We start from the raw sequence: 26480 nt of genomic DNA, 5'->3' as shown, positions 1-26480 counted from the left end.
TTCTTATCTGCCAAGCTTAAGCCGACCCTCGGCGTGGCGCTTTTTGCGCGTAATGAGGGTTGACTTAAGACTTCGAGGGGGTAGGCATTGTAGCTAGACATAGGAAGCAAAAACCGCTTCCTGTGGGATCTAGCTGCGTGTTTTTTCCGCAGGAGTCAACTGTACTCCGTTCCATCAACTATTGTATAAGCATCAATATAATATTAATAAGAAATAAAACAGGAGCTAGCGAAGGAAAAACACGAAGACTCTTTTAGAATCCAGCCATTGTAAGTAAATGAACGAGCATTAAAAAGCATGTGAAATCGCAAAACTTTTCACATGCTTTTTACTATTGTTATGAAAAACAATAATGTATTAAAAGTAAAACTTCAATAGTGGGGGGTTCCTATCCTCCCCCACTGATTGTTAGTTGAACGAATCGGACATTTACGGCAATTTGATCCTCCACTTATCTTTCTTAGATCTCCTAAGAAATCTTGAAGTGGGGGTCTTACTGCCCGTTACATGCGGGATAAACCTAAAGCAGGACCTAGTAAATATGCGCAAATGTTATATGGTCACGCGCATTTTTATTCTCCTTTATGTGTTTCATATTGCTTATACAAATCCTTTAAGGCAGATGCTAATGCATTTCCAGCCTTTCCAAGATAATGCTTTTTCACTTCCTGTACAGGCTGTTCAATTCCATCCTGTAAACTATGTCCCCGTAATAGTTGGTGTACATAATCTCGCCCATGCTCTGTAGCTAATGTACAATTTGCTGTAACAATTACTCCGTATTTTTTATCAATTTCTGCTGTAATGGTTAATGTTTCATAGATACTTTTGGCAGCCATTCCAGATGGAAGTCGTGCATGACCTGCAATAAAAACTGTTTTCATTACGTTATCTCCTCCCAGTCAACCGTTTTACTACGATATCCTAATTCACTGGAGATATTGGTTGCTGTCTGTTGTGTTTTTTCTTTTATGTAGGTTAAGTTTTCCCCTTCAAAATGCTTGGACAAGCCACTTACTGCTAATGCAGCAACAACCTGGTGCTGATGATCATAGATAGGAAAGGAAATACCAGTTGTATCAGCATCTTGTTCTCCGATACTATAAGCATATCCTTTTTTCCGTATCATTTCCAGTTCCTTTCTTAATGCCTCTTCCCCGATCTGTTCCTCATCTCTCAATCGAAATAAATCTGCATTGCGTAATATTTCTTCCTGCTTTCCTTTTGGCAGCATTGCTAACAGCATTTTCGGACCAGAGCCAAGATATAAAGGAGAACTCTTGCCGATTCTTGTATACAGGCGTAGTGCTCGACTGCTTTCCACTTTTTCTATATAGGTCGCCTCTTCTTGATTCACAATAACCAAGTGGATCACTTCATTCAAATCATGCGCTAATTGCTCCATAAAGGGAAGCGCCACATTTCGTAATTCTAATTGGTCTGATACGAGTTGGCCTAATTCTAATAATTTCAGTCCTAAGCGATAACGACTATCATGTTCGGTTTCTTTTATTTTTCGCAAATATCCTGCAAATTCTAGTGATGAAAGCAATCGATAAACAGTTGGTTTTGGCAGTTGAGATTTGTCTGCGATCTCCTTTAATGTTAATTCTGATTTTCCTTCTGTAAATAAATCGAGTAATTTAAGGGCCTTGACAACACTTTGATTCATTATAAAATTCTCCTATTGTTAATTAGAAATACTCGCATCCGCTCGTCCTTATCGATTGTGTTAGTTTTTCTTATACTTGGGACATTAAAATTTTAGCCACGTCGAGTCCACTTCTTAGCTAAAATTTTCCTAACGTGAAATAAAAAGGAAAGAACCCTCTACTTATGGAGGGTAGAGGGAATCTCCTATAAATTAATTTTACGTGTTTACCGAAACTTTTTCTACATTTTCAGATTCCTTTATGACAACATCGCGTTTTTTCATTTCGTTTATATACGCTTCCCCTGGAACGATTTGTTCAGGTGGATATACACCAGGTTTCTGAATGGTTCCGTTCGCAATCATCTGCGCTACAACCGAAATCGTATTTGCAGTTGCTCGTGCCATTGCCGTTACATTCGTTTTTCGATCTTTATATGTTGTCATTTCATACTCATAGGTTTTCGGTGCTCCATGCTTTTCACCAGTTACGACAACTCGGAGTAGGACAGCATCATCTTTATCTTTTAAATCAACGATCGGATCAAGTACTTTTAATAATACTTGTCGAGGATTAACCTTCTCGCCATTTACATCTACTTCATAATCAGCACGAGTTAAATTTAGATCGACCAACAGCTTAAACTTTTCAGCATGACCTTTATAGCGTATTGTTTTATATTCCAATGTTTTCAAGTTTGGATAAGAATGGGATAATGTCGACGTACCACCAGATGTATGGAATGCTTCCAATGGCCCAAACTTTTCAAAATGAACCTCTTCCACTTCTGATAAGGATGAAATTTCTTGTTTCTTGCCATCGCGAATAATCAGTGCTGGATCTGTATAATGGTCAAATACACCTTCCATGGAAAAAACGTGGTTATATTCAAATGGTGGTTCTGGACGAACAGGAATTCCACCGACAAATAGTTTAATAGATTCTATGTTATCTAACTTCCCTGCACCATAACCAGATAGGATGTTAATCATTCCTGGTGCAACACCAAGGTCTGGAATTAAGGTCACACCACTTGCTTCTGCTTCCTCATACATTGTTAATACTTTATCTGTTACATGACCGATATGACCACCTAAATCAACAGAATTTACGCCGACTTCAATCGCTGTTTTCGCAACAATCTCATTGAACGAATAAAATAAAGCATTAATGATGACATCAAATTGTCTCATATAATTAGCCAAATCTTGCTCATCACTCGCATCAACCTGATAGGCCGTTAATTTGTCAGAATTTAATTGATCGCATACCGCTTTTGCACGATCCAAATCAATATCTGCTAAGCCAACTTTTTCAACACCATCACTTAAAACTAAATCTCTTGCTGCTTCTTTTCCCATTAGTCCTGAACCTAATACACCTATTTTCATATGACCACTCCCAACATTATTAATATCTTTATCCTAGGCTCTTTTTGCACCCATTGCTGTTTTCTGCGACGTATAATCTATATTGTGCGCAGTAGTTAGGATATTCACATAGTTTCGCTACGGAAATACACTACGCTTTCACCAGGGGCATAAGTGCGACATCTGTTCAAACTATTCGTTTTCACAGTGTCTTCTTTACCGCGGGGGAGTGGTGAGCCTCCTCGGGCTACCGCCCTGTGGGGTCTCACCGATCTCCTACTTCCCGCAGGAGTCTCCGTGTATTTCCTCCGCTAGAAATGAGTTCCAAATACACAGCAACTTATAGCTTATTTTAGTGATTGGAGCGTAGGACAGTCGACTCCTATTCCGGAAGAGACTTAAATTTTCCAGAGCTTATAATAATTTTTTAAGGCTTAAGTAAGATGAACTCCGCAACATGTTGATTTCATGGGTTTTAATTACTTCTGATTAGAAAATCTCTACTAGTAGAGGTAGAATACGTAGACTCCATCCTTATTTTAAGAAGAAATCGACGGATAAAAGTCGATTTCTCCTTTTTCTGTAAGTCTACTAATCCTTAATCTACATCAATTTGTGCACGTTGTAGCTTACCACTATAGTCAACATACACTGCTTTCCATTCTGTAAAGACATCCAATGCTTGAACACCAGAGTCACGATGGCCGTTTCCAGTTCCTTTTGTACCACCAAATGGCAAATGAATTTCTGCACCTGTCGTACCAGCATTGACATAGACAATACCTGTATCTAGGTCACGTTGAGCTTGGAAGACACGGTTCGCATCCCTTGTAAAGATAGAGCTAGACAATCCATAGGAAACGCCATTGTTCACTTCAATTGCTTCTTCAAAGCTCTTAACAGGGATTAACGATACAACTGGACCAAAAATTTCCTCTTGGGAGATACGCATATCAGGTGTTGCATCTGTAAATAGAGTTGGTGCGAAATAATACCCGTCTTTAAAGTTTTCACCTGTTAATTCTTCGCCACCTGCTAATAATTTTGCACCTTCATTTTTACCGATTTCCATATATTTTTTAATTTTATCAAGCCCAGCCTTATTAATAATTGGACCTACTTTAATCGATTCATCTAACCCATTACCAATCGTTAATTTTTCCATTTCAGCTAGTAATCGTTTTTCTAATTCTTCTTTCACATCCTCATGGACAATAACCCTGCTACATGCCGTACACCGTTGTCCACTAGTTCCAAATGCACTCCATACTATACCTTCAACGGCTAAGTTAAGATCTGCATCATCCATCACAATCACTGCATTTTTTCCACCCATTTCTAATGAAACCTTTTTCAATTGACGACCACATTCTGCAGCAATATTTCGACCAGTGTCATTAGAACCTGTAAACGAAATGACCCTTATATCATCATGATGTACCATTGCATCTCCGACAGATGAGCCTTTTCCGAAGACAACATTTAACACACCTTTTGGCAAACCTGCTTCTTCAAAAATTTTCGCTAGCTCATATGCCATGATCGGCGTTTCTGTTGCAGGTTTCCAAACCACAGCATTACCTGCTACAATTGCAGGGAATGATTTCCATGTTGCGATCGCAATTGGGAAATTCCATGGTGTAATAATCCCCACTACTCCAACAGGAGAACGAACACTCATCGCAAATTTATCATTTAATTCTGCAGGAGTTGTGTGACCAAACAAACGACGTCCTTCCCCTGCCATATAAAAGGCCATGTCAATTCCTTCCTGCACTTCCCCACGAGCTTCTTCTAAAACTTTTCCATTTTCCATGGTTAATAATTGGGAGAGGCGTTCTTTCCGTTCTTTCATCAAGTTCCCTACACGTAATAATACTTCCGCACGTTGTGGTGCAGGTACTAATGCCCATTCTTTTTGAGCTTTCTTTGCAGTAGCTACCGCTTGATTAACATGCTCAGCAGTGGATAGCGGCACTTCAACTACTGTCTCCCCTGTTGCAGGGTTATTCACAGGTGTTGTATTACCAGTTTCCAACCATTCTCCTCCGATAAAATTTTCAAGTTTTTTTACATCTAATAATGTTTGTGACATGTACATTCCTCCTATATTATTAATCTATTTTAACGATCGTGAGCGAATGTCACGGATCGTCGATGATACCGAAATTTGTTCTGGGTCTGTTAAAATTTCAATCACGGTAGGTGTTTGGTTTTCTAATGCATTTTCTAGTGCCTCTGTAAAGTCCTCCACATTGGTCACACAAACACCCTCTGCACCAACACTTTTTGCTAAATTAGTAAAGGATACACTTCCTAGGTCTGTTCCAATCACTTTCTCAGGATAATGCATTTCTTGATGCATACGAATTGTTCCATACATTTTATTATTAAACACTAAGCAGATAACTGGAATGTCATAACGGACTGCCGTCTCTAGTTCTTGTGCGGTCATCATAAATCCGCCATCACCTGATAGAGCTACGACCGTTTTTTCTGGGAAGGCTAATTTGGCTCCAAGTGCTGCTGGCATCCCATAGCCCATCGCGCCAGAGGTTGGGCCAACATACGTATGCTTTTCTGTAAATGGATAAAAACCATGCAACCAGCCAGCAAAGTTCCCCGCATCATTTGCCAGTAATGCATTTTTATCAAGCTTTTCTGCTAAAATAGAAATGATCTGTTTGTTCAATACATCATCTTCTGTCACATTTAAATTACTTGTCTCTTCAAATTTCTCTCGACGCTTTTGTACCCAATTTTGCCATGTTGGTGTAAGATCCATAGACTTCATCGTTTTCATTGCTTCCCTTATATCTGCCACTACTCCAATAGTTGGTGGATACACTTTGCCTAATGTATCGACATCAATATCAATATGAATTAAATGCTGCTTTTCATGAATAAGCTGATAATCCTGTGTCGTCACTTCTGATAGTCTCGTTCCAACGGCTAAAATGGTATCTGCTTCGTTTACCGTATCGATGATCTTCTTATTTGTTCCTAGACCGAGATGTCCCACATATAGTGGATGATTATTTGGGAATGCATCCTGCCTACGAAAAGCAGCTATGACTGGTAAGTGATATTTTTCTGCAAAAGAAACTAGTGCTTCTTCTGCTTGAGAGCTTTTCACACCACCACCCACAATCATTAATGGTCTATCACTTGATGCCACTACTTCTTCCATAGCTTGCACTTCCTCTAGAGAAGGTGCTGGTTTAGGCTTTGTTACCGCCTTTCCAAAATGCATATCAGCTTCCACTGGCAACACGTCTTCTGGTAGTGACACAATGACTGGACCTGGTCTCCCAGTTTGTGCTTGACGGAATGCTCGCTGGATAATCTCTGGTGTTCGCTCAGGATCTTTCACTTCGACAGACCATTTGGCAATCGACTGGAAATATTGATCCAACTCGACTTCTTGGAAACCTTCTCTCCCTCTAAATTTCCGATGCACTTGGCCTAATAACACAACCATAGGGGTCGAGTCCTGATACGCTGTATGTACACCAATTGATAAATTTGCTGCTCCTACACCCCTAGTAGCCATAACAACCCCTGGTTTTAATGTCGACTTCGCATATCCTTCTGCCATAAAGGCTGCTCCACTCTCATGTCTTGTAGAAATCACATCTATTTGCTCTTCATCATAAAGCGCATCTAATAAAGGCAAATAACTCTCACCTGGAACACAGAAAACATTTTCCACGCCCTCATGTTTCATACACGTTACAATTGCTTGTGCAGCAGTCATCGTTTTTTTTGTTACCACTTCCTCAGCTGCTGTCTTTGTTTCCACTACTCGTCAACCCCTCACGTTTCATGCTTTTCATCCTACTGACTACTTCCTCTAATCGTTCTGATGGAACCGACAATGCAATTCGGAAATAGCCTTCACCTGATGATCCAAATGCATTTCCAGGTGTTACAATTACACCAGCCTCTTCTAACATTCTATTAGCAAAGGACATGGATGTATGACCATTTGGTACTTTTGCCCAAATAAAAATCGTACCAGCTGGTTTTTCCACTTCAATCCCCATATCTCGTAAACCGTTATACATCGTTTCCATTCGCTTATAATAAACTGCATTATGCTCTTTAACAGCTTCTAAATCACTCGTTAGGGCCGTTGCTGCTGCTTTTTGTATGGGTAGAAATTGCGATGTATCAATATTGCTTTTTAATGTTGCTAACGCCTTAATGACTGTTTTATTTCCTACAATATAACCAATGCGCCACCCAGTCATATTAAAGCTTTTTGATAGGGAACCAAGTTCAACAGCGCAATCTTTAGCACCAGGAACTTGTAAAATACTAGGCGCTTTATAATCTCCGAATGTAATTAAGTCATATGCTGCATCTTGAGCCACAACGAGGTTATTTTTCTTTGCAAATGTTACCGCTTCCATAAATGTTTTTAAATCAATAGTTGCTGCTGTTGGATTACTTGGATAGTTTAGAAGCATTAATTTTGATCGCTGAATTGATTCTGTAGCTATTGTGGAAAAGTTAGGTTGATATCCATTCTCTGGATCCAATGGTAGAAGAATCTGTTCTCCATCCGCTAAGTGTACGGCCGCCTGATATGCTGGATAGCCTGGATCTGGTAAAAGTACACCATCGCCAGGATTGATAACAGATTGAACTAGATTCGCGATCCCTTCCTTGGAACCAATAAGTGTTAAGACTTCCGTTTCTGGATCAAGTGATACACCATAATGTTTTTCATAAAAGGATGCAACAGCTTCTCTAAATTCTTGGCAACCACCATAAGTGGAATAGCGATGATTTGCTGGCTGTTTTACTTCTTCTGTCAATTTATCAATTACGAAATCTGGTGTTGGTAAATCAGGAGCACCAATTCCTAAATCGATCACATCGACACCTTCTGCTTGCTTTTGTTTTTTCTTACGTTGGAATTCGGAAAATAAATATGGTGGCAATTGACTTACTTTTTCCGAAACAAACGCCATGTTCTAGCCTCCCGTTTCATTTATTAAAATGCCATTTCATCTGTCTACCAACAAGTATAATACACAACTATAGTTTTTTCAATTGTTTATGAAGTATAAATAGTATAAATTTTTAGGTACAAGCTATTCCTAAAAATTATCACGTAGAATGGTCAAATAGAATAAACGTGCTATACTAAAAAAATTACATCAACGTTTTAACAGAAAGGGTTTTCTTGAATGGGTACAAAAAATCAGCAATGGTCATCCAAGTTAGGCTTTATTTTATCATCTGCTGGAGCAGTAATTGGACTTGTTGCCATTTGAAAATTTCCATATATGACAGGAATGAATGGTGGTGGCGCATTTTTTCTTTTATTTATATTTTTTACGGTCATAGTTGGATTTCCTTTACTAATAGCGGAATTCATAATTGGGCGAGGAGCACAAAAAAAGGCCATTATAAGCATTTAGCTCCAAATAGTGAATGGCCCATAATTGGAAAATGGGGGGTGCTAGAAGCATTTCTCTTAATGTCGTTCTATAGTGTTGTTGGTGGCTGGGTCCTCCTTTATAGTGTCTTACCGATTCCAGGAACGTTATAATTATATAATGCTTTTAAAATTGCGCCATTGAATTCCGTTTCGGACAGTCGTTTTCACAGTGTTTTTTTCATGGACACAGCCTCAGCCTCCTCTATAGAAAAGCGTAAGCGCTTTGGTCACGCCCGATTAGAAAACTTGACTTGTCGCCAAGTGGCGAAAGCCTTAGTTGCACTTATGCAGTAAGAAAGTTTTTCTTATCTACCAATCATAAGCCAAGCCTCGACGTGGCGTTTTTTGCGCGTAATGAGGATTGACTTATGACCTCGAGGGGGTAGGCACTGGCCGATGAAAACTCGTGCGTCCTTATGTCTATCAGCACTAGGACGTCAATCGCTCTCACTGGCTAAAATCGTCACGTCCTGTGACAACGCCAACACTAGGACGTCAATCGCTCAAAGCTGGACGTGGCTGTTCCTATATATGAACAATATAAAGCAAAATTTTTATACATTCTTACCTTTATAAAAAAAGTCGGTATTCCATTTGCGAATACCGACTTTTTTACACGTTAGGAAAGTATAAAATTTTAACTAAGAAGTGGACTCGACGTGGACAAAATTTTAATGTCCCAAGTATAAGAAAAACTAACACATTCACTAAAGGACGAGTGAATGCGAGTTTCTCTAAAAGTAGACTTTTATATATCTTCTTCAACCCGATAAACTAAGGTATACTTCGAGTCATCTAGCAGTTCTGTCACATGTACACGCACGCCATGCCCAAATATGACTTCATCTGCAGTTCTTGCAACAATCATCGCTTTGGTTCCCGTTTTATTATCAAAGTAAATGTCCCCAACTACTGGTGTCAGATCTTCATCCACTTCTAATAACTGTTTCGGCGACTCATCCGCTTCTTTCTGTTCTTCTGTTACAAGACTCTTATCATAGTAAGCAATATCTTGACTATCATCTAGAACCCCAGGAACCATCACAACATATTCATGGTGTTTAACGCCATTATCCCTAGTTGTAACCACATTCCCGTCTTCTACATGATCTACTTTCTCAATTTCGTTTAATGAATAGTGATCTAAGAAATCAGGTGCAGGCTTTGTAATAAGTATATAATCACCAGAGTTTGGCCGTTTATTTTTATCAATTGTGAAACGTTTTCCATAAAAAATAAATGAGTCCATATGTGCTGGCTTATATAAATAAATGTCACTTGCTCTCGTTAATACTTGCTGCATATCTTTTAACCGATATAGGTGGATGGATTTTTTAAACATCGGTTTTACCGCATATACTTTATGCAATTCATTATTATAGTAAACGAATTGCCCTTTTCTAACTTGAAAAAGCTTCATATGAGGGTTCCTCCTAAATCATCACAGTATTTTTATTTTAGTTTTCCATATATATCCTTATTTAAACATATTAAAGTCATGATGCCAAACAAAGCTTTCACATTTTAGTATATGCGTTTTTAAGAAATTCATTACATTTTTTACCTTATCGTGCGTGTTGATCCATATGAACGAATGGTAAGGTTGTATCCACTTCACCGGTAATTTGTTGTTGTGATAAATCTTTCCCATTAAGCCATTCATTAAAGTCAAATTCAATTGGATCCTGGTCTCCACCTAATGCAAACCAAGCCTTTAATGTTTTTGGAAAGTAAGCAGCTGTATGAATGGTTCCTGCCCAGTTCTTATATTCCTTAGAGAAGATACCTTTATCTGTATCATTTAACAGGCGATATGCTTCTGTAGGATTCGAAATGTCTTTTTGGTGATGTTGCATGGTTTCTAACCGCTTATACGAATCCTTTAAATGATGGCGATTTTCGTGTGTTAATTGTTCGAAATGATTGGTACATACATTAGATTGACGCACTTCCACGTGACGTGGAGACGTTTCCACAACATAGGTTTGTTCATTCCGATCCAACACAATATAACTGAATGAGTGACGATGTGGAATTTCCTTTAACATTGAAACTGCTTCATCAACTGATGCGCAGCTTTCTAAGATCATCCTCCCAATCATATTACAAATAAAGCCATCACCAGGCTTTTTACGATGCATGAAATTGTATGCCATCACAAGACCTTTTTCATTCATGCCATCCATTCGACCTGTAATTCGTTGACTAGGTCCAATCACAGCATACCCGTGTTCAGATGGTTGAAATAATGTATAACGTCCTTCGTATGTTTTTGGCTGATAGTCATAATTGCGAATCATATAAGTCGCATCGGTAAAGACGGAACACCCACTTTTGACATATTCTAATCGATAACCACCGAATTCCTTTAAAACATCTTCCATAGACCATTTTAACGCATCCTGTAAGCCTTCTAATTCTTCCCATACACCAGGGACATAGGGAAGGAGCGCTTCTTTTACTTCTTTTGGATCGATATGAAATCGAGGTTTTCTCACCTTCCATTGTTTTCGACGGTTTTCAATCGTTAAGGAATCCTTCAATAATTCCCCTTGCATATATCCGAAATCATAATGAGTACCACGAAATTGAATAATATTACTGTATATTTGTTTCATGCTCCATCCTCCAACTCATTTGCACCTATTGATTGTATTGTTCAACTAGTAGGGATAGCTCTTCCCAGCGTTCCATTTTCTTTTCTAGTTCTTCTTCTATTGCTTGTTGTTCGGTAAATAACTCCTGAACTTTTTGTGTATCACTACCTGCATTGTTAATCTCATTTTGCAGGTGTTCTATCTTTTCCTCTAATGATGTGATTTCATCCTCAATGACATTCCATTCTCGTTGTTCCATATAGGATAACTTCTTTTTCGGTTTTGACGGTTTTGGCACTTCTTTTTTCGGTTTAGCCTCTGTTTGCTTTTGTTTTTGTTGCTGTTCTAGATATTCACTATAATTTCCCATATATTGTTTTGGTGTATCCTCATTTGTGAAAACAAGCAATTTATCTGTAACCCGATCTAAGAAATAACGATCATGACTAACGGTAATGACAACACCTGGGAACTGACCCAAATACTCTTCTAATATCGTTAATGTTTGGGTATCTAAATCATTAGTCGGCTCATCTAAAAACAATACATTTGGCTCTGTCATCAATATTTTTAATAAATATAAGCGCCGCCTTTCTCCACCAGAAAGCTTTCGAATATAGGTCCATTGTTCTGATCGGGTAAACAAAAAACGTTCCAGCATTTGTTCAGCCGTGATAACATTACCATCCTTTGTGTGGATTACTTCGGCAACTTCCTTTATATAATCAATCACTCGAAGGCTCCCATCCAATTCTTCCTCACCTTGTGTATAATAGCCAATCTTAACCGTTTCCCCGACGATCACTTCCCCTTCATCAGGTGCCACTCGTTTTGCCATAATATTTAATAATGTTGTTTTTCCTGAACCGTTTAATCCGACAATTCCGATGCGATCATCTGGTATAATCAAATAACTAAAATCATGGAAAAGACGTTTCGCTTCATATGTTTTGGAAACATTTTTTAGTTCAATGACTTTTTTACCTAATCTTTTAGAACCTACTTGAATGTCAATATTTTGTTTGTTCGTATCAAATGTCTTCTCTTTCAACTCATGGACACGCTGCACATGTGCCTTCTGTTTTGTGGATCTTGCTTTTGCCCCACGCTTCAACCAAGCTAACTCTCTTTGCAGTAGATTAGCATGTTTTTCTTCCGCCTGTTGTTCCAATGCTTCCCGTTCTGCTTTCTTTTCTAAAAATACTTCATAATTCCCATCATATTTATAAAGATTTCCTTTATCTAATTCAAAAATGGTATTGGTTACCCGATTTAGAAAGTAACGATCATGGGTAACAATCATTAGTGCACCAGCATAGGAGGTTAAATATTGTTCGAGCCATTCAATCGTTTCGTTGTCTAAATGGTTAGTAGGCTCATCTAGTATAAGTAAATCAGCAGGCTGAATCAGTGCTTTTGCAATAGCAACCCGCTTTTTCTGGCCACCTGATAAAGCAGTTGTAGGCTTATCAAAATCGGTGATACCCAATTTGGTTAATACTGTTTTTGCTGTTGTATTTGCCTCCCAAGCATCGTGTTCATCCATTTTTCGTTGCATATTCAATAGTTTTTCTTGAGCTGCTTCATCATTAGCTTCATGTTGTAATTGTCTAAGAGCGGTTTCATATCCTCGCATCACTTGCATAATGGTAGCATCACCATGGTAGATTTGCTCCATTACAGTTAAGGCAGGATCTAGTTCTGGATCTTGCGCTAAATACTCAATATGGTAATCTTTTGGCGAATTTATAGTACCACGCTCTGCTGTATCCATTCCTGCAATGACTTTTAACAGTGTTGACTTTCCTGTTCCATTTACCCCAATTAATCCAATACGGTCGTGCGATTTTATTGTAAACGAGAGATCTTTAAATAATGTTTTATCCCCATAAGACTTATATAATTGTTCAACCGTTAGCATATAAAAACCTTCCTATCGTGTTCATTGTGTATGTATTCCGCATGCATTGGTAGGATACATCCACTTTTATCATCTCACTTTATTATACGGCTTCTTTCCGCCCAGAAAAAGCCCTACTTCGCTTTCCGCATTCTTATCCATTGCTTGACCAGTAGGACAATTAAAAATAATAACCAAGATGTAACCAAATAAAAGATCATTTTACTCATTTCGTTCATTTCATCAAAGAAAAATGCCATTCCAGTCCAGATAATTGCAATCGCAATAATTTGATATACTAAAAATTTCATCTTCTTAGCTCCTTTTTACTGTATTTTTTCAGAGATGAGAGCTTATTGCATCTGTTCAAACTCTTTGACCATTAATTCATAATTTAATGCACCAAAGGCTACATTATGAATGATTCCATTTGAATCGATTAAATAGGAGGTAGGAATTGGCTGGATCCGATAAAGATCAGCAACCTCTGTTTCTTCATCTAACAAAATCGGAAATGTTAAGGAATACTCATCAACAAAGTTCGTTACATCGCTCATTTCTGTTTCTGTATCTGTTAAGTTTACAGCTAAAATAATAACATCTTTATCTTCATAAAACTGTTGCATATCAGGCATTTCAGCACGGCAAGGACCACACCAGGATGCCCAGAAATTTAACATAACACGTTCCCCGCGAAAGTCCGATAATTTAACGGTTTCGTCATCCAATGTCGTTAATTCAAAATCTGGTGCTAAGTTCCCTTTCTCTAACCCTACTTCAGCATTAGCTGGATCCTGACTGGAATCTACTTCTTCATCTTGATTCGGTTCTGCTTCACTTTCAGGTGCTACCATTTCGTTTTCATTGGATTGACCGACAAATTCATAAATTGCCCAGGCAAACATGCCCAACAATAAAAGACCAACAATTATTTGTTTCAAGGGTATACCTCCCGTTTATCATATTTCGCCCATAACGAACGAGATTAAAGCTAAAGCTATCTATATCTATCATCTTTTTTTACGAAAGGAGCTTATCAACAAAAAGAAAGACGCTTTTCACATTATGCGCAGTAGTTTTATCTATAAAAATCGCTACGGAAATACACTACGCTTTCCAGGGCGGCTGTTGAGCCTCCTCGTGCTACGCACTCCGGGGTCTCACCTATGCCTCTCTTCCCGCAGGAGTCTCCGTGTATTTCCTCCGCTAAGTTGTGCTATCCTCATTACTATTGACAATGCGACAGTTGAAGCGAGTGATAGACTTATTCGATATATAGTGTCTTTTTACTTGTATAGAAAATTATTCTAAGCTGTGGAAAATGCGAGACTCCTACGGGAAAAGGAACAGTCTGAAGACCCCACAGCGAGAGCTTTTTGCTCGCGATGTCTAGCTCCAGCTCCTCCCCCTCGAGGTCTTAAGTCAATCCTCTTTGTGGCAAAGAAGACACTGTGAAAACGACCAAAAAGAGTTTGAACAGATGTCGCACTTGTGCCCCTGGGGAAGGCGAGTGTTTTCCACAGCGTTGGTTTAGTACTCACCTTATAAATAATATGAGAAAACCATGCTAAACATTTACTGCGCATCATACATCCATTATTCATTAGGTTTTATTCAAAAAAGCGTCAATCCCGATAAAACAGCCAAGAGAAAAGACTTACTAATAAAATAACCACGAGAAACCATGGTGCTAGCATATACCCAAATACCGTTGTATATGGAAGTGAAAGTGCTAAGATGAGTTGTCCTATACTCCATCCTATTATCATCACTAAACTTAAATTCTTCTTTGATAAGTGATTGGTTAAAAAGACTAACACTAATAATAAGACAAATAATAGACCTATTAATCCCCAAGTATAGCTATCTTTCACCCAAACAATTTGAATAAACTCATAAACAAATGAGGCAAACAGAAAAACATGGACAAACGTGTACAACGTTAGAACAATATCTAATGATTTGCGCCACACTTTGTATCCTATATGAATCATACTAAATAATGTCGCTAAATAAAAAGCATGCGAATTACTAGGATACGCTAAAACTGCAAATGGATCACTTAGAAACACATCTATATTTAATACTACCTTTGCAACCCATATAAACAAAACAAAATTGATCAACAATGATACCATTTCATCGATTTGTTTTCGTTTGGTTTGACTACTTAAAGAACTTACCATGTAAAAAGAGAGAAAACCTGCAATAAAACTAATGACTAAAATAGAAATTGTTTCAAGCATCCATGTAGCAATCATAACAAAACCTAAACCTCCACTATATTAACTTCCATGCCTAGACCTAGTATAAAGCATCTCTATGTAAATTTGCTTTAAGTTGTTTGTACTCCCCTTTTCCTAACTTATTATTAGAATATTTGTTATAATATAACTATCACCTGTTAGAATACATAAAGTGAAACTTTAATCAGTGGGGGTTTCCTTTCCTCCCCCACTGATGGTTAGTTGAACGAATCGGACATTTACGGGCAGTTTGATCCCCCACTTATTTATCTTTCTTTGATCTCCTAAGAAATCTTGAAGTGGGGGTCTTACTACCCGTTACATGCGGGATAAAATATGGCTGTTTTCTAAAAGATTGTTGCTTTTTCAAGTATAAATCATAATGAACAGTTGATATATTATACGCAATAACTAGTATATGCACATTGCTTCGCTTCGGAAAAACACTTCGCTTTCCGCGGGGGAGTGGTAAGCCTCCTCGGGCTAGCGCCCTGTGGGGTCTCACCGATCTCCTACTTCCCGCAGGAGTCTCCGTGTTTTTCCTACGCTAGCTCGTGTTCTATTTCTTATTAATATCATCATTAATGCTAAACAATAGTTGATTGGAGCGTAGGACAGTCGACTCCTGCAGGAAAAGCACGTGTCCAGACCTGAGCAGGAAGTGGTTTTCTTCCGATGTCTAGCTACATTGCCTACCCCCTCGAGGTCCTAAGTCAATCCTCTTTGTGGCACAAAGCGCCACGCCGAGGCTCGGCTTAAGCATGTCGGGGGTGACCAAGGCACTTTTAGCTTTTCTATAGAGGAGTCTGAGGCCGTGCCTGCGGTAAAGTAGACATTGTGAAAACGAATAGTTTGAACAGATGTCGCACTTATGCCCCTGGTGAAAGCGTAGTGTTTTTCCGTAGCGAAGCTATGTGCATATCCCAACTACTGCACATAATATAGATTATGCGTAGTAGAAAACAACAAAAAGAGCCTAAAATATTTAGTATAGGAGTGTAAATATGCCACTACAAAAAGGACAGAAAAATAATATTACCGATGTAAGCGGCGTGAAAGTTGGACATGTTACATTATATGAAGAAGTAAATGAAGAAGAAACAATCTGTACTGGGGTTACGGCTATTTTACCACATGAAGGAAATCTATTTACGAAAAAGGTTCGTGCTGCTAGCAGTGTTATTAACGGTTTTGGCAAAACAGCGGGACTTGTGCAAGTAGACGAATTAGGTGTTATTGAATCCCCCATCATGTTGACAAACACCTTTAGTGTCGGTCCAGTATTGGATGGCACCTTACAATACATGCTTCAACAAGATAAAGAAATTGGAGACACAACAAGTACAATTAATATCGTTGTAGGGGAATGCAATGATGGTTATTTAAACTCGATCCGACATCATGCAATCGAACCAGAGCATGCGATTGAAGCTATCGACAATGCAAAACAAGTCGATAATTTTGAACAAGGAGCCGTTGGTGCTGGAAAAGGAATGGTCTGTTTTGGATATAAAGGGGGAATTGGTTCGGCATCCCGTATCACTTCTGCTGGCTATACAGTTGGTTGTCTTGTGTTATCCAATTTTGGAAAAAGGGAAGAAGCGTTATTTGCAGATTGGGCAACAAAAAAGATCGACACACCAGATGGCTCCATCATGATGGTGGTCGGAACAGATGCACCTCTTTATGATCGTCAGCTAAAACGACTAGTTAAACGGTGTTCGGCTGGATTAGGACGAACAGGAAGTCATATCCATAATGGAAGTGGCGATATTGCGATTTCCTTTTCAACAGCTAATATGTATCAGCATGCCTCCAATGAACAGTTAGAAAATTTAACTCATATCCGAGATGATGACCCAGCCATGAATGAATTATTTCAAGCAGTCATTGAAGCAACGGAAGAAGCAATTATTAATTCATTAAAACATGCAGAAACCACCACAGGTCGAAAAGGTCGCGTTGTTGAACAAGCACCATTGTAGTCACAGAAATGGATTAGTAGTAACATCTACACTACTAATCCATTTTCATTAGCTAACTGCTCGGTAAAATGACTTCGGTACTGGTGCTTCAAAACGCATCAATTTATTAGTTACTGGATGACTAAATGCTAGTACTTTTGCATGTAATCCAAGGCGCTGAATCGGATTTGTTGTAGCACCATATTTTTTATCACCTACAACTGGATGACCTAAGTCTTGCATATGAACCCGTATTTGGTTTTTTCTCCCTGTTTCTAATTCCACTTCCAATAAGGAGAATTGGGCATTGGAACGGACCTTTTTAAAATGAGTAACCGCATGCTGTCCATCTCCTTTTTTTTGACTAGAATAAACAACATGGATCTTGTTTTCCTTCAGCCACGATGAGATCGTACCACTTTCCTGTTGGATTTGTCCCTCCACTAGTGCCATATACGTTCGTTCTTTTACATTTTCTTTCCAGTTACGTTGTAATTTCCGTTTCATTTGCTCACTTTTTGCAAACACCATGACACCTGATGTATCTTTATCTAATCGATGTACGATAAAAATACGATTTTGTGGATTTTCCCGTTGCACATGCTCCATTAATTGATGGTGTGCAGTTTGTTTCTTCTCTTTTGGTGTAGCAATGGATAGTAATCCTGCTTCTTTATAAATGACAATCAAGTCCCTGTCCTCATATAAAATAGACATTCCAATTAACATACTTTCCTTTACAGCTACTTTGTTTTTTAAAATAGTTACTTCTTGTCCAGGATGTAATTGATAATTATGTTTTGTTTCCATATGTCCATCAACACTAACTTGTCCACGCGTCAAAATAGACTTGACCGAATTGCGGCTTCGATTAGGCATGACGCTCCGTAAAAATGATAATAATTCCGTTTCCTCTTCTACGTTAAATTGCAACGTATCATTTGTTGACGATCGAGTATGTTTCGTCATTTGCATGAACCCCCTTTTTCTTAATCTTCATCCTTTACATCAATATCCTCAAGGAGCGGTTCATTCCAATATTCCTGGATCATTTGTTTATATTTTTCCACTTGTTCAAAGTGTGTCGTGAATTGCTCCTTATTGATGAGAAACTGCTCCCCATCATGAATGGATCGAATACGACCTTGAAGTACAAGTGCTTTGACTCTAGATTCATCCATTGATAAATAATCTGCTATTTCATCGATTGTCAAATACATCAATATGACGCTCCCTTCACACTATTTATGACTATTGCACCCTTTTTGGATGATGAAGCTTTATTAATAGCTTATAAACTACGACAAATTCCACCAATCCAGAATTACACTAAACTTTCTGATGGCTCGCACAAAGCCTCACCACGGGTAGCCTTATTCAAGAAATTACTGATCATGCTCATTCTTTGGTAGCTTCTGTTTCACATGCTGAAAAATCCGCTCCAATTTACTAAACGCCCATTGTAAGGCTAACCCTTGCACAACAATTCCACCAATCGAAGTAATCGTTAAAAAAGCGATTGAAAAAGGATGTTCAATCATTATTAATTGGTGACCAAAAAATAACAAATGGCCGATAACCACATACAACGCTTCACCATATGACACAACAGCCATTTCAACTTGCCAAATAAGAATGGATTCTAATAATAGTATGGAAAGGATAACCAAAATTATCCTTGTTATTGATTGATAGGAGCGATTTTCTATATATGGTGTAATATAATATTTTGCGATTGTTTTAATTCTAAATAAATAAAACAGTCGAACTACGCGTGCAACTTGAAAAAATTGATCAAGGGGGATAATAGCAATTACGAGGAATGGGTTTTGCTTTATAAATTCCCATTTCCGCTTTGTCGTTATAAATCGTGTTAAAAAGTCTACAAAAAAGACAATCCACACAATCCAATTAATAGTAGAATTATAGGCATTATCTGTCCATAATGTAAGAATGGTTAGTACTACTAATATAATCATTGTACTTTCATAAATCGTTTTCACCACATGTTGCATCATGCTTCCCCTTTTTAGGCTTTTCTATTTTACATTATGATTGTGACACATACATCTTCCATTTTCATATACTACAGCAACACTTATTTGGCTAAGGAGGATAAAATGCCTTTTATCTATACTGCACTTGGTGATTCTTTAACTGTTGGTACAGGGTCCTACTTTCAAAACGGTTTTGTTCCTCGGTATAAACATATGCTCGAACAACATTATCAAGTTCCTGTTCGATTACTTAAACATGCCAAACCAAGAATAACTTCTATTGAATTATTAAACTTCCTTTCAAATCCCAACGTTCAACAAGCTATTTATGAATCTACCATTATAACCGTAACCATTGGAGGCAACGATCTGCTTCAGGCAAATAAGTTGTTCTCAAAAAAGCGAGATCCTTATGTTTTTAATCAAGCTTATGAACATTTTTATCAAAATCTTAATTCCATCCTAAACGACATAAAGTCAATTAAGTCCCTCGGTAACATGCCCTATATGGTACAAATAATTGGTTTATATAATCCCTATCCCCAAATTCCGTATAGTGATTTTTGGGTTCTGCAATTTAATACAGCTATTCAATCCATGGTATCCAACAATGTACAATTTATAGATATCCAACCTATTTTTAAAAACTATGGTAAAAAAGCTTTATCTTTCGGTATTCATCCAAATAAGACAGGATATCAACTAATCGCTGAAGGTCTTTTTACAAGTCTTGTCCAAAGCTAGAAATGAAAAAGGGATTCCGTTAATTTCGGAAACCCTTAAAAGCGCAAGCGCCTTGATCACCCCCGATTAGAAAACTTGGCTTGTCGCCAAGTGAAGTGGCGAAAGCCTTAGTTGCACTTATGCAGTAAGAAGGTTTTCTTATCTGCCAAGCATAAGCCAAGCCTCGACGTGGCGCTCTTTGCGCGTAATGTGGATTGACTTATGACCTCGAGGGGTAGGCGCTGGCCGATGAAAACTCGTGCGTCCTTATGTCTATCGGCACTAGGACGTAAATCGCTCTCACTGGCTTAAATCGTCACGTCCTGTGACAACGCCAGTACTAGGACGTCAATCGCTCGAAGCTGGACGTGCTGTTCCTATATATGAACAAAATAAAGCAAAATTTTTATACATTCTTATCTTTTTAGAAAAACTCGCATTCGCTCGTCCTTTAGCGAATGTGTTCTTTTTTCTTATACTTGGGACATTAAAATTTTAGCAACGTCGAGTCTTCTTTTTAGCTAAAATTTTATACTTTCTTAACGTGGTACAAAACGAAAAACTTACCTTGCTAAAGGATTCAAACACCCTTACCAAAGTCCGAACTAATTTAATGAAAACTGCCCTCAGTATGAGAGATAAATTCATTGAAAAACTGGCAACGTTACAGCAATCATTAGCAAAAAGATGATAGTTAAATAATTGACTGAGTAGAGAAACATGTGATGTGCCCATTTCCAGTCATCTTTTACGAAAAAACCGAGTATACTTAGACCAATAAAACCAATGTTAAGAATCGTTGCCAATACAACAAATGGAATACCAAGAGATATTAAATAAAGTGGTAGTGGTAGTAGACAAGCAATGTAAACCAACATCTGACGTTTGGTGACAGAAAAGCCATACACTACTGGAAGCATCGCAACCCCAGCCGCTTTATATTCTTCGTACTTTTTCATGGCAATTGCAAATGTATGTGGCATTTGCCAAACAAATAAAATGAAAAATAAAATAATTGGAACTATGTGAAGGGTTGAGGTAACGGCTCCCCATCCAATTAATGGGGTAACAGCACCTGAAACACTTCCAATTACAGTATTCAATGTATACCTTCGTTTGGACCACATCGTATATAACACAACGTACGTAAACCAACCAATAAACCCATACACAGCTGCTTCAATCGATACAGTCCCTAATATAAATAGACCGACGATCGACAAAAAAATTCCCATTCGTAAAACGGTTTTAAGTGGAATGTGGCCAGTAACGGTTGGGCGTTTTCTCGTTCGTGCCATAATTGTATCAATATCAACATCATACCAATTATTGATAATCAATGCACCAGCCATTATAAGTGTACTTCCAATTATCGTAAGAAGAAGTACATCCCAGTAGGCTGCCATAGATGAATCTGTAAAATAAAGTGCTAACCAAAATCCACTTAAAACAGGTAGTACATTAGCAATCAACACACCCGCTTTAAACAATTCTTTCAAATCAGTTAAAACAGATGTTTTCTGTGGTGAGTCCTGTGAGTTATTTGAATATGATGAAGGGGTCCCCTCTTTTTTCATCAACCTATGCCTCCAACCATAATAAACATTTCTATTACAATTTCGATTATTACCTTTATTGTATCATGGAATTAGGATACAATCGAATTAACATGACTATCTATGTAAGGATTAGAAAGGAGTTTGGTGTATGGAAACCACGAAAAAAAAGATGCCTCCACTATCAATGTATCGCATTACAGCAAAACTGTTTACACATCTCGAACATCAGATAGTTGAATCATTTGGAACGAAAGGTAAGGAACTAATTGCAACTGGTGTAAAACACTTCGGATACAAAGACGCTAAGGATATTGCTGAGAGAGCTACACATGAAGGAGAAATACACGTTCTGGATGAATATATTCCAGAAGAATTCGATAGAGAGAATAAATACGAAGATACCACAATATATGGATTGATGGCAAAACTATTTGCACAAGTTTCCAAAGCAGTTGTTGATACGTATGGCAATAAAGGAAAAGATGCTGTGCGAGAAGGCGTTCGGACATTTGGAGAAGAGCGTGGAAATGGGATAGCAGAACGAGCAGCACTAAATAATGAGAAAAATACGATTGATCATTATCTATCAAACTATGATATGGCCCGTAGTGAATTGTTTGAAATCGAAACAGATTTTCACAAAAACGTTATAGAACAAACATTCACAAAGTGTCCACTTGGGCAACAATGGGCAGATGACGATATGCACGAATATGGCATTTTATATTGTGAAATGATTGATCCAGCAGTTGCAAAAGGCTATAATCCAAACTTTGAAGTAGAACATGATCAGTATGTATTAAAAGAAGGCGTTTGTCATTTTAATTTTAAATTAAAGGAATAAAAGAAATATAGTTAATTGGTGGCATGTTGGTTTCCCAATTAGTGCCACCAAACTTAAGTTTTCATTAAGCTAGTACATCGTGATACTCAGGTGTTTTATCAATCTTATTTTGAGCATAGGAGCATTCTGGAATAATTTTCTTCCCTTCTTCTCTTGCAAAGGCAACCATCTTTTCTACTAGTTTTCCAGCTACCCCTTCCCCACGCAGTTTTTCTGAAACAAACGTGTGATCAACTGTTAAATTGGAATCACCAGTTTCTTTAAATGTAATCTCTGCCAATGGATCACTTTCATTTTCTCCTACAAAAAACTTATTATCCCCTTTTTGAATCGTTACCATCTTCAATCCCTCCTTGGGTGTATTGTACACGTTTACATATGCATTAGCATGTCATATGCCTATTGTGTTAATATATCGCTCTTTTCATATTCCTTTTTTTAACGTCGACATCTTCTATATTATGCACAGTAGTTTTTGACATGTCTCTTTCTCATTCTTTATAGGATGAGTGCTCAACCATCGCAGCGGAAATCAATGGTGCAATTATTTTAAGTCGCATCATCTATCAACTATGCATTAAGCTTAATGTTTGTAAAAGCAACAATCTTTCATAAAACAGCCTAATAGCCAAGCCGGGACCAATCAAATAACGCCCCAGGGTCATTTTTTCGATCTGGTGCATACTCGTCATGGCCAATTACATGATCTCGATTCCGTGGTATGGTCGGATAAAAATCGTGAATGGAATTTAATAATTTGCGTAAAGACTTATATTGATCATCCGTATAGCCTATATAGCTTTCTGGAAGTGAATCATACACTTCTTCTGAAATAAAGGATTGCATTTCCTTTTTGGTTCCAATGGCTAGTAATTCAATCCCAATCGAATAGTCATTTAAGTTGTTTTCATATGATGGAAACTTGGCTAAACTACCTTTACCCGCATGATAAGCCACACGATTTTCTGAAACAAAACGATAAATGGTCCCATCTCGGTCAATAACAAAATGTGCAGAAAGGCCATACTCCGCCAAAATAGTATATATATCTTCTATCTCATAAGGACTTTGTGGTTTTTCCGTAACATTACTTGAAAAATGAATCATAACATGGGTGATAGGGTTTACCCTTTCTTCAGAATTGTGATAAGGGAGGTACATATCTTTTATTTCAATAGCTTCATCCCTTATTTTGATGGGAGTTCCTTTAGCTTGTTCTATTGTACTATTCATTTCTTGTGCCATGAAGGTATGAATCACAAAATAAATAGTAATAATTACGATAAGTGCTAGAAAAACTTGTAAAAATCGTTGAAATGATAAAAAACGCAACTTTTTCTTCCTCCTACACTGACATCCTTATTTTTTACGAAAGTGGCAAAATCATGCATGCCAAAACTAGGTAAAAAGTCACATCTATCATATCAATAATGATTCTATCAAGCAATTGTAACAAGCATCCAGTCAGTGGAGGGAAAATACAAACATAAATAAAGTTAATTCAACGTGTATGCTAGTATTCTTGATTTTCTTCCTTCACAAGATTCACTTCTTTTTGGATAAACCAGTGTCCAATTATACGTAGCTCTAGTAAGGAGATCCCCCTTTTTTTGGCAACCTTTTCAATTAACTGTCGTTCATAGTTTAATAGTTTTAGATGGTTCCCTTGATTTAGCCTATCCATCACATAACAGTAGAAACAACCAAGTAGTTCATTTGTCAAATTCTCATAAAAGTTTTTTCGCTTCATGTTTTCGTCACCTTCTCTCTTGCTGTAAACTTGTCCAGTATTAAAAAGACTAATGCAATAAATCAACTTCTAATAATGACTTTTTAAACAATAAAAAAAGCCAAAAAGAAGGAATAAAGCATGTGCTTTCCTTTTTTTGGCTTATGTCTAGCTCATTTGTCTAGCTCATTTCCACCATGCTGATGTGGGGCAATTATAAATACCATGACACTTTTATCACGACTGAAATCCCAAGAAACAAACGTGTCTTTAATCTTCGTATCAAAAATAGACTCCAGTCGCATACTGTTATGTAAAAGGCGTTTCTCCATTCTTCGTTTTGCTTCTAGCAATATCTCTTTATAGCCCATTCGAATCAATTCTCGTTCAATACTTATAAAGATCCCATTTCGGATGACCATAACAGTTCGATTGTTTAATTTACACGATACAACTTCATCTGGTACTCTTTGGACTTGCTGCGTAATATTCGTTATTTCTTCATGAAGTGCATCTTTTCCAAAGTAATCTTTATTTGCGAGTGTATCCATTTTGGTTGAATCAGAAGAGACTGCGATAAATACGCCAGAATGATTGTGTAAACCCCAATCATAATAGAATTCTTCTATTTCTAACCCAGTGTATAGGCGTATATTTGCTTTCATTTCCGGTATTAAATTCTTCATTAAGACATCTCTTGTTGTCTGTACGACGGATTCTTTTTCCTCGTCCATGAGAACTTTTTCAACGGGAGAAAGAAATTTTTGCAAATAGATCGTAATAAATGGTTCATTTATCGTTACAAAGACAGACTCTGGACCTCGTCCAAAGTTATCTCGAAGCAGTTTTCCGATATAGCTTGCCATTTCTTTTTGGGTTTGTTCTATAGACACAAAATCCTTCCTTTTTTTAGATAAAAGCATTTTTTCTTTTACCCAAGCTTTATTGTATTATCCTTTATTACAATTTTCAACCGATTTTTTGGATATTATACTTTTCGTGGGAAAATTTTTGTATGACTTATCAGTTTTCACTGAATAAACAACGGAAACCGCAGGACAAACGCGGATAACCGCTAATCAATAAGAGAGAGCAAATATGAATCTCTTCCTTCTGAATCATTGGATAGTGCAGGTGTATTTCCTATTAATGCAATATAAAAAGACAAGTAACTCAAGATAAAAACCTAAGTTTACTCGGCAAACGTATTGATTCCTACAGCCTTTGTTTATCATACAGTCTGTACAGTAACATTTTTAGAAAGAAAACACCCTTTTTAAATCAATCATTAAATCATCGAAAATAGAAACCCTCACCTGATCTTCATCTGAGTACAAATTAGGTCTACCGTATCTTTGGTTTTTTTGAAGCGTAAAAACACTAACAATTTTTTCTTCTGGTTCTATGATCCAATATTCTTTAACGCCAGCTTGTTCGTACTTATTAAACTTATCGATCTTATCAGTTCTTGCTGATGAAGGAGAAATAATTTCAATGACCATATCTGGACTTCCTTTACAACCACGATCATCTAGCTTTGATTGATCACAGACAATCGTGATGTCTGGTTCAAATACGTTCTGACTATCTTCTTCATTCCTGTTTTCTTCTAGGTTCAATACAACATTAAATGGTGCAGGATATACTTCGCATTCTTTTCCATCTAAAAAATTAGCAATTTGACGGTGTAGTTCCGATAATGTTTTTTGATGAATTCTGGAAGGAGCAGCTTTTAAATGTGGATTACCATCAATTAATTCCACTCTCTCATCCTCTGGCCATGATATATAATCACTATACGTATATACTCTGTCTTTTTCTGGAAATGACATTCAATCACCCCAATTAAAAAGTGTATTATTAGTTCATTATATCACTTTTAGCAAAAAAACTTCCTGATCATTTCAATATTACTTTGGCAACCCACTATTACTCTGGTTTTTGGTCCACGTTATACAACACGATAAGAAAAAACCATACTAACGGTTTCATTATTAGGTAGATAAGATCTGTGTCCACTTTGAATGGATGTGCTTACTCTAATTGGATAACCATACCTGTCGTAAATGGTGCGAATCATTTTATGACAGCTGGGGACGTATTGTTCAAGGATGTTTTTAAAAGCATTCGCGATTAATAGCTGTCGGTTTACAGTAATCCTTAAATTCCTTCTAATGCCAGATCGAAAATGAGTCCTTCAAGCTTGCGATATATAAAAGTAATATGGAAAGAAAACCAATTTGTAAAAGAAATACCGTAATTCCCTCTCCATGATGTGAAAAACCTGTATGCGTCAGATAGGCGATTGCAAATAGGATATTACTAATCATCGTGTACTGCATACTACATATATTCTATATTTAATCAAACGTTTGTTTAACTAAATAGACCACTGGATAATAGCTTATAAGGTGCTCCATTCTATATAATTGAGAACATCTTTAAGT

The 26480-nt window shown here is 37.5% G+C and carries 26 protein-coding genes and 1 pseudogene; 4 read left to right on the top strand and 23 right to left on the bottom strand.

Translation table 11 applies throughout. The annotated features are described in order from the left end of the window. Nucleotides 1-572: 572 nt before the first annotated feature. The 6 genes from GHC26_RS09345 to GHC26_RS09320 form a co-directional block, all read right to left on the bottom strand. Entirely contained in the window at nt 573-884 is a 312-nt protein-coding gene (locus GHC26_RS09345; RefSeq protein WP_163970998.1) for a DUF3870 domain-containing protein, read from the bottom strand. Next, a complete protein-coding gene (locus GHC26_RS09340; RefSeq protein WP_163970997.1) occupies nt 884-1672 on the bottom strand; it encodes an IclR family transcriptional regulator in 789 nt (262 codons plus the stop codon). Before GHC26_RS09340 ends, GHC26_RS09345 begins: the two co-directional genes overlap by 1 nt. Nucleotides 1673-1870: 198 nt before the next feature. Continuing rightward, complete coding sequence (locus GHC26_RS09335; protein ID WP_163970996.1) at nt 1871-3043, bottom strand: saccharopine dehydrogenase family protein; 1173 nt, start codon at nt 3041-3043, stop codon at nt 1871-1873. 577 nt (nt 3044-3620) lie between these two features. Next, on the bottom strand, nt 3621-5117 hold the full coding sequence (locus tag GHC26_RS09330; RefSeq protein WP_163970995.1) for an aldehyde dehydrogenase family protein: 1497 nt from the start codon (nt 5115-5117) through the stop codon (nt 3621-3623). 24 nt (nt 5118-5141) lie between these two features. After that, on the bottom strand, nt 5142-6779 hold the full coding sequence (locus GHC26_RS09325) for a thiamine pyrophosphate-dependent enzyme (protein WP_163971050.1): 1638 nt from the start codon (nt 6777-6779) through the stop codon (nt 5142-5144). A gap of 22 nt (nt 6780-6801) precedes the next feature. Beyond that, nucleotides 6802-8001 (bottom strand): LL-diaminopimelate aminotransferase, encoded by a 1200-nt coding sequence (locus tag GHC26_RS09320; RefSeq protein WP_163970994.1) that lies wholly within the window; start codon nt 7999-8001, stop codon nt 6802-6804. A 219-nt stretch (nt 8002-8220) separates the two neighbouring features. Here GHC26_RS09320 and GHC26_RS09315 point away from each other — a divergent pair. Further along, nucleotides 8221-8582 (top strand): annotated as a pseudogene (locus GHC26_RS09315) (sodium-dependent transporter); the annotation flags it as partial. A 640-nt stretch (nt 8583-9222) separates the two neighbouring features. Here GHC26_RS09315 and GHC26_RS09310 read toward each other — a convergent pair. The 6 genes from GHC26_RS09310 to GHC26_RS15795 form a co-directional block, all read right to left on the bottom strand. Next, on the bottom strand, nt 9223-9894 hold the full coding sequence (locus GHC26_RS09310; protein ID WP_163970993.1) for a hypothetical protein: 672 nt from the start codon (nt 9892-9894) through the stop codon (nt 9223-9225). Nucleotides 9895-10039: 145 nt separating this feature from the next. Beyond that, nucleotides 10040-11092: a C45 family autoproteolytic acyltransferase/hydolase gene (locus GHC26_RS09305; RefSeq protein WP_163970992.1), complete on the bottom strand. Its 1053-nt coding sequence runs from the start codon at nt 11090-11092 to the stop codon at nt 10040-10042. Nucleotides 11093-11117: 25 nt separating this feature from the next. Continuing rightward, a complete protein-coding gene (locus tag GHC26_RS09300; protein ID WP_163970991.1) occupies nt 11118-12992 on the bottom strand; it encodes an ABC-F family ATP-binding cassette domain-containing protein in 1875 nt (624 codons plus the stop codon). Between the two features lie 113 nt (nt 12993-13105). Continuing rightward, nucleotides 13106-13282: a hypothetical protein gene (locus GHC26_RS09295; protein ID WP_163970990.1), complete on the bottom strand. Its 177-nt coding sequence runs from the start codon at nt 13280-13282 to the stop codon at nt 13106-13108. A gap of 42 nt (nt 13283-13324) precedes the next feature. Beyond that, entirely contained in the window at nt 13325-13912 is a 588-nt protein-coding gene (locus tag GHC26_RS09290; protein WP_163970989.1) for a redoxin domain-containing protein, read from the bottom strand. 684 nt (nt 13913-14596) lie between these two features. Further along, nucleotides 14597-15232 carry a hypothetical protein gene (locus GHC26_RS15795; RefSeq protein WP_205599211.1) on the bottom strand — a complete coding sequence of 212 codons (636 nt, stop codon included), beginning with the start codon at nt 15230-15232 and terminating at the stop codon, nt 14597-14599. Between the two features lie 989 nt (nt 15233-16221). On the opposite strand from GHC26_RS15795, the gene GHC26_RS09280 reads away from it, so the two are divergent. Continuing rightward, nucleotides 16222-17202 (top strand): DmpA family aminopeptidase, encoded by a 981-nt coding sequence (locus GHC26_RS09280; protein ID WP_163970988.1) that lies wholly within the window; start codon nt 16222-16224, stop codon nt 17200-17202. Nucleotides 17203-17250: 48 nt separating this feature from the next. On the opposite strand, the gene GHC26_RS09275 is transcribed toward GHC26_RS09280, so the two are convergent. From GHC26_RS09275 to GHC26_RS09265, 3 genes are all read right to left on the bottom strand, one after another. Then, the gene (locus tag GHC26_RS09275) at nt 17251-18150 is read right to left on the bottom strand and encodes an RluA family pseudouridine synthase (protein ID WP_163970987.1); all 900 of its coding nucleotides are present in this window, start codon (nt 18148-18150) and stop codon (nt 17251-17253) included. A 20-nt stretch (nt 18151-18170) separates the two neighbouring features. Next, nucleotides 18171-18401: an excisionase family DNA-binding protein gene (locus GHC26_RS09270; protein ID WP_163970986.1), complete on the bottom strand. Its 231-nt coding sequence runs from the start codon at nt 18399-18401 to the stop codon at nt 18171-18173. A gap of 165 nt (nt 18402-18566) precedes the next feature. Beyond that, nucleotides 18567-19196 carry a transporter gene (locus tag GHC26_RS09265; protein WP_163970985.1) on the bottom strand — a complete coding sequence of 210 codons (630 nt, stop codon included), beginning with the start codon at nt 19194-19196 and terminating at the stop codon, nt 18567-18569. A 105-nt stretch (nt 19197-19301) separates the two neighbouring features. Between GHC26_RS09265 and GHC26_RS09260 the strand changes: the two genes are divergently transcribed. After that, nucleotides 19302-19922 (top strand): GDSL-type esterase/lipase family protein, encoded by a 621-nt coding sequence (locus GHC26_RS09260; protein WP_163970984.1) that lies wholly within the window; start codon nt 19302-19304, stop codon nt 19920-19922. Between the two features lie 623 nt (nt 19923-20545). Here the strand turns inward: GHC26_RS09260 and cyoE are convergent. Next, nucleotides 20546-21478 (bottom strand): heme o synthase, encoded by a 933-nt coding sequence (cyoE, locus tag GHC26_RS09255; RefSeq protein WP_163970983.1) that lies wholly within the window; start codon nt 21476-21478, stop codon nt 20546-20548. Nucleotides 21479-21608: 130 nt separating this feature from the next. On the opposite strand from cyoE, the gene GHC26_RS09250 reads away from it, so the two are divergent. Then, nucleotides 21609-22304, top strand: coding sequence for an L-2-amino-thiazoline-4-carboxylic acid hydrolase (locus GHC26_RS09250; RefSeq protein ID WP_163970982.1), 696 nt, complete (start codon nt 21609-21611; stop codon nt 22302-22304). Nucleotides 22305-22368: 64 nt separating this feature from the next. Here GHC26_RS09250 and GHC26_RS09245 read toward each other — a convergent pair whose 3' ends face one another. The 7 genes from GHC26_RS09245 to GHC26_RS16250 all read right to left on the bottom strand — a co-directional run bounded on the left by GHC26_RS09245 (nt 22369) and on the right by GHC26_RS16250 (nt 26363). Then, nucleotides 22369-22644, bottom strand: a complete 276-nt coding sequence (locus GHC26_RS09245; RefSeq protein WP_163970981.1) for a GNAT family N-acetyltransferase — start codon at nt 22642-22644, stop codon at nt 22369-22371. Between the two features lie 281 nt (nt 22645-22925). Continuing rightward, a complete protein-coding gene (locus tag GHC26_RS09240) occupies nt 22926-23636 on the bottom strand; it encodes an N-acetylmuramoyl-L-alanine amidase (protein ID WP_226376907.1) in 711 nt (236 codons plus the stop codon). 181 nt (nt 23637-23817) lie between these two features. Continuing rightward, complete coding sequence (locus GHC26_RS09235; protein ID WP_163970980.1) at nt 23818-24054, bottom strand: hypothetical protein; 237 nt, start codon at nt 24052-24054, stop codon at nt 23818-23820. A gap of 152 nt (nt 24055-24206) precedes the next feature. After that, nucleotides 24207-24926, bottom strand: a complete 720-nt coding sequence (locus tag GHC26_RS09230) for a DUF2294 domain-containing protein (protein WP_226376906.1) — start codon at nt 24924-24926, stop codon at nt 24207-24209. A gap of 363 nt (nt 24927-25289) precedes the next feature. Then, complete coding sequence (locus tag GHC26_RS09225) at nt 25290-25865, bottom strand: Uma2 family endonuclease (protein ID WP_163970978.1); 576 nt, start codon at nt 25863-25865, stop codon at nt 25290-25292. Nucleotides 25866-25962: 97 nt separating this feature from the next. Continuing rightward, nucleotides 25963-26025, bottom strand: coding sequence for a DUF6688 family protein (locus GHC26_RS16210; RefSeq protein WP_404821778.1), 63 nt, complete (start codon nt 26023-26025; stop codon nt 25963-25965). A gap of 179 nt (nt 26026-26204) precedes the next feature. Continuing rightward, the gene (locus GHC26_RS16250) at nt 26205-26363 is read right to left on the bottom strand and encodes a DUF6688 domain-containing protein (RefSeq protein ID WP_449866950.1); all 159 of its coding nucleotides are present in this window, start codon (nt 26361-26363) and stop codon (nt 26205-26207) included. Nucleotides 26364-26480 lie beyond the last annotated feature (117 nt).

The organism is Oceanobacillus halotolerans (assembly GCF_010993955.1).
GTDB classification, from domain to species: domain Bacteria; phylum Bacillota; class Bacilli; order Bacillales; family Amphibacillaceae; genus Oceanibacillus_A; species Oceanibacillus_A halotolerans.
The sequence above is the reverse complement of the archived record's forward strand: the minus strand, read 5'-3'. Positions and strand labels throughout refer to the sequence as shown.

What these genes read in the sequence shown, in the direction of transcription:
- GHC26_RS09345 (WP_163970998.1), bottom strand. Translation starts at nt 884, where the DNA reads ATGAAAACAGTTTTTATTGCAGGTCATGCACGACTTCCATCTGGAATG.
- GHC26_RS09340 (WP_163970997.1), bottom strand. Translation starts at nt 1,672, where the DNA reads ATGAATCAAAGTGTTGTCAAGGCCCTTAAATTACTCGATTTATTTACA.
- GHC26_RS09335 (WP_163970996.1), bottom strand. Translation starts at nt 3,043, where the DNA reads ATGAAAATAGGTGTATTAGGTTCAGGACTAATGGGAAAAGAAGCAGCA.
- GHC26_RS09330 (WP_163970995.1), bottom strand. Translation starts at nt 5,117, where the DNA reads ATGTCACAAACATTATTAGATGTAAAAAAACTTGAAAATTTTATCGGA.
- GHC26_RS09325 (WP_163971050.1), bottom strand. Translation starts at nt 6,779, where the DNA reads ATGACTGCTGCACAAGCAATTGTAACGTGTATGAAACATGAGGGCGTG.
- GHC26_RS09320 (WP_163970994.1), bottom strand. Translation starts at nt 8,001, where the DNA reads ATGGCGTTTGTTTCGGAAAAAGTAAGTCAATTGCCACCATATTTATTT.
- GHC26_RS09310 (WP_163970993.1), bottom strand. Translation starts at nt 9,894, where the DNA reads ATGAAGCTTTTTCAAGTTAGAAAAGGGCAATTCGTTTACTATAATAAT.
- GHC26_RS09305 (WP_163970992.1), bottom strand. Translation starts at nt 11,092, where the DNA reads ATGAAACAAATATACAGTAATATTATTCAATTTCGTGGTACTCATTAT.
- GHC26_RS09300 (WP_163970991.1), bottom strand. Translation starts at nt 12,992, where the DNA reads ATGCTAACGGTTGAACAATTATATAAGTCTTATGGGGATAAAACATTA.
- GHC26_RS09295 (WP_163970990.1), bottom strand. Translation starts at nt 13,282, where the DNA reads ATGAAATTTTTAGTATATCAAATTATTGCGATTGCAATTATCTGGACT.
- GHC26_RS15795 (WP_205599211.1), bottom strand. Translation starts at nt 15,232, where the DNA reads ATGATTGCTACATGGATGCTTGAAACAATTTCTATTTTAGTCATTAGT.
- GHC26_RS09280 (WP_163970988.1), top strand. Translation starts at nt 16,222, where the DNA reads ATGCCACTACAAAAAGGACAGAAAAATAATATTACCGATGTAAGCGGC.
- GHC26_RS09275 (WP_163970987.1), bottom strand. Translation starts at nt 18,150, where the DNA reads ATGACGAAACATACTCGATCGTCAACAAATGATACGTTGCAATTTAAC.
- GHC26_RS09270 (WP_163970986.1), bottom strand. Translation starts at nt 18,401, where the DNA reads ATGTATTTGACAATCGATGAAATAGCAGATTATTTATCAATGGATGAA.
- GHC26_RS09265 (WP_163970985.1), bottom strand. Translation starts at nt 19,196, where the DNA reads ATGCAACATGTGGTGAAAACGATTTATGAAAGTACAATGATTATATTA.
- GHC26_RS09260 (WP_163970984.1), top strand. Translation starts at nt 19,302, where the DNA reads ATGCCTTTTATCTATACTGCACTTGGTGATTCTTTAACTGTTGGTACA.
- cyoE (WP_163970983.1), bottom strand. Translation starts at nt 21,478, where the DNA reads ATGAAAAAAGAGGGGACCCCTTCATCATATTCAAATAACTCACAGGAC.
- GHC26_RS09250 (WP_163970982.1), top strand. Translation starts at nt 21,609, where the DNA reads ATGGAAACCACGAAAAAAAAGATGCCTCCACTATCAATGTATCGCATT.
- GHC26_RS09245 (WP_163970981.1), bottom strand. Translation starts at nt 22,644, where the DNA reads ATGGTAACGATTCAAAAAGGGGATAATAAGTTTTTTGTAGGAGAAAAT.
- GHC26_RS09235 (WP_163970980.1), bottom strand. Translation starts at nt 24,054, where the DNA reads ATGAAGCGAAAAAACTTTTATGAGAATTTGACAAATGAACTACTTGGT.
- GHC26_RS09225 (WP_163970978.1), bottom strand. Translation starts at nt 25,865, where the DNA reads ATGTCATTTCCAGAAAAAGACAGAGTATATACGTATAGTGATTATATA.
- GHC26_RS16250 (WP_449866950.1), bottom strand. Translation starts at nt 26,363, where the DNA reads ATGATTAGTAATATCCTATTTGCAATCGCCTATCTGACGCATACAGGT.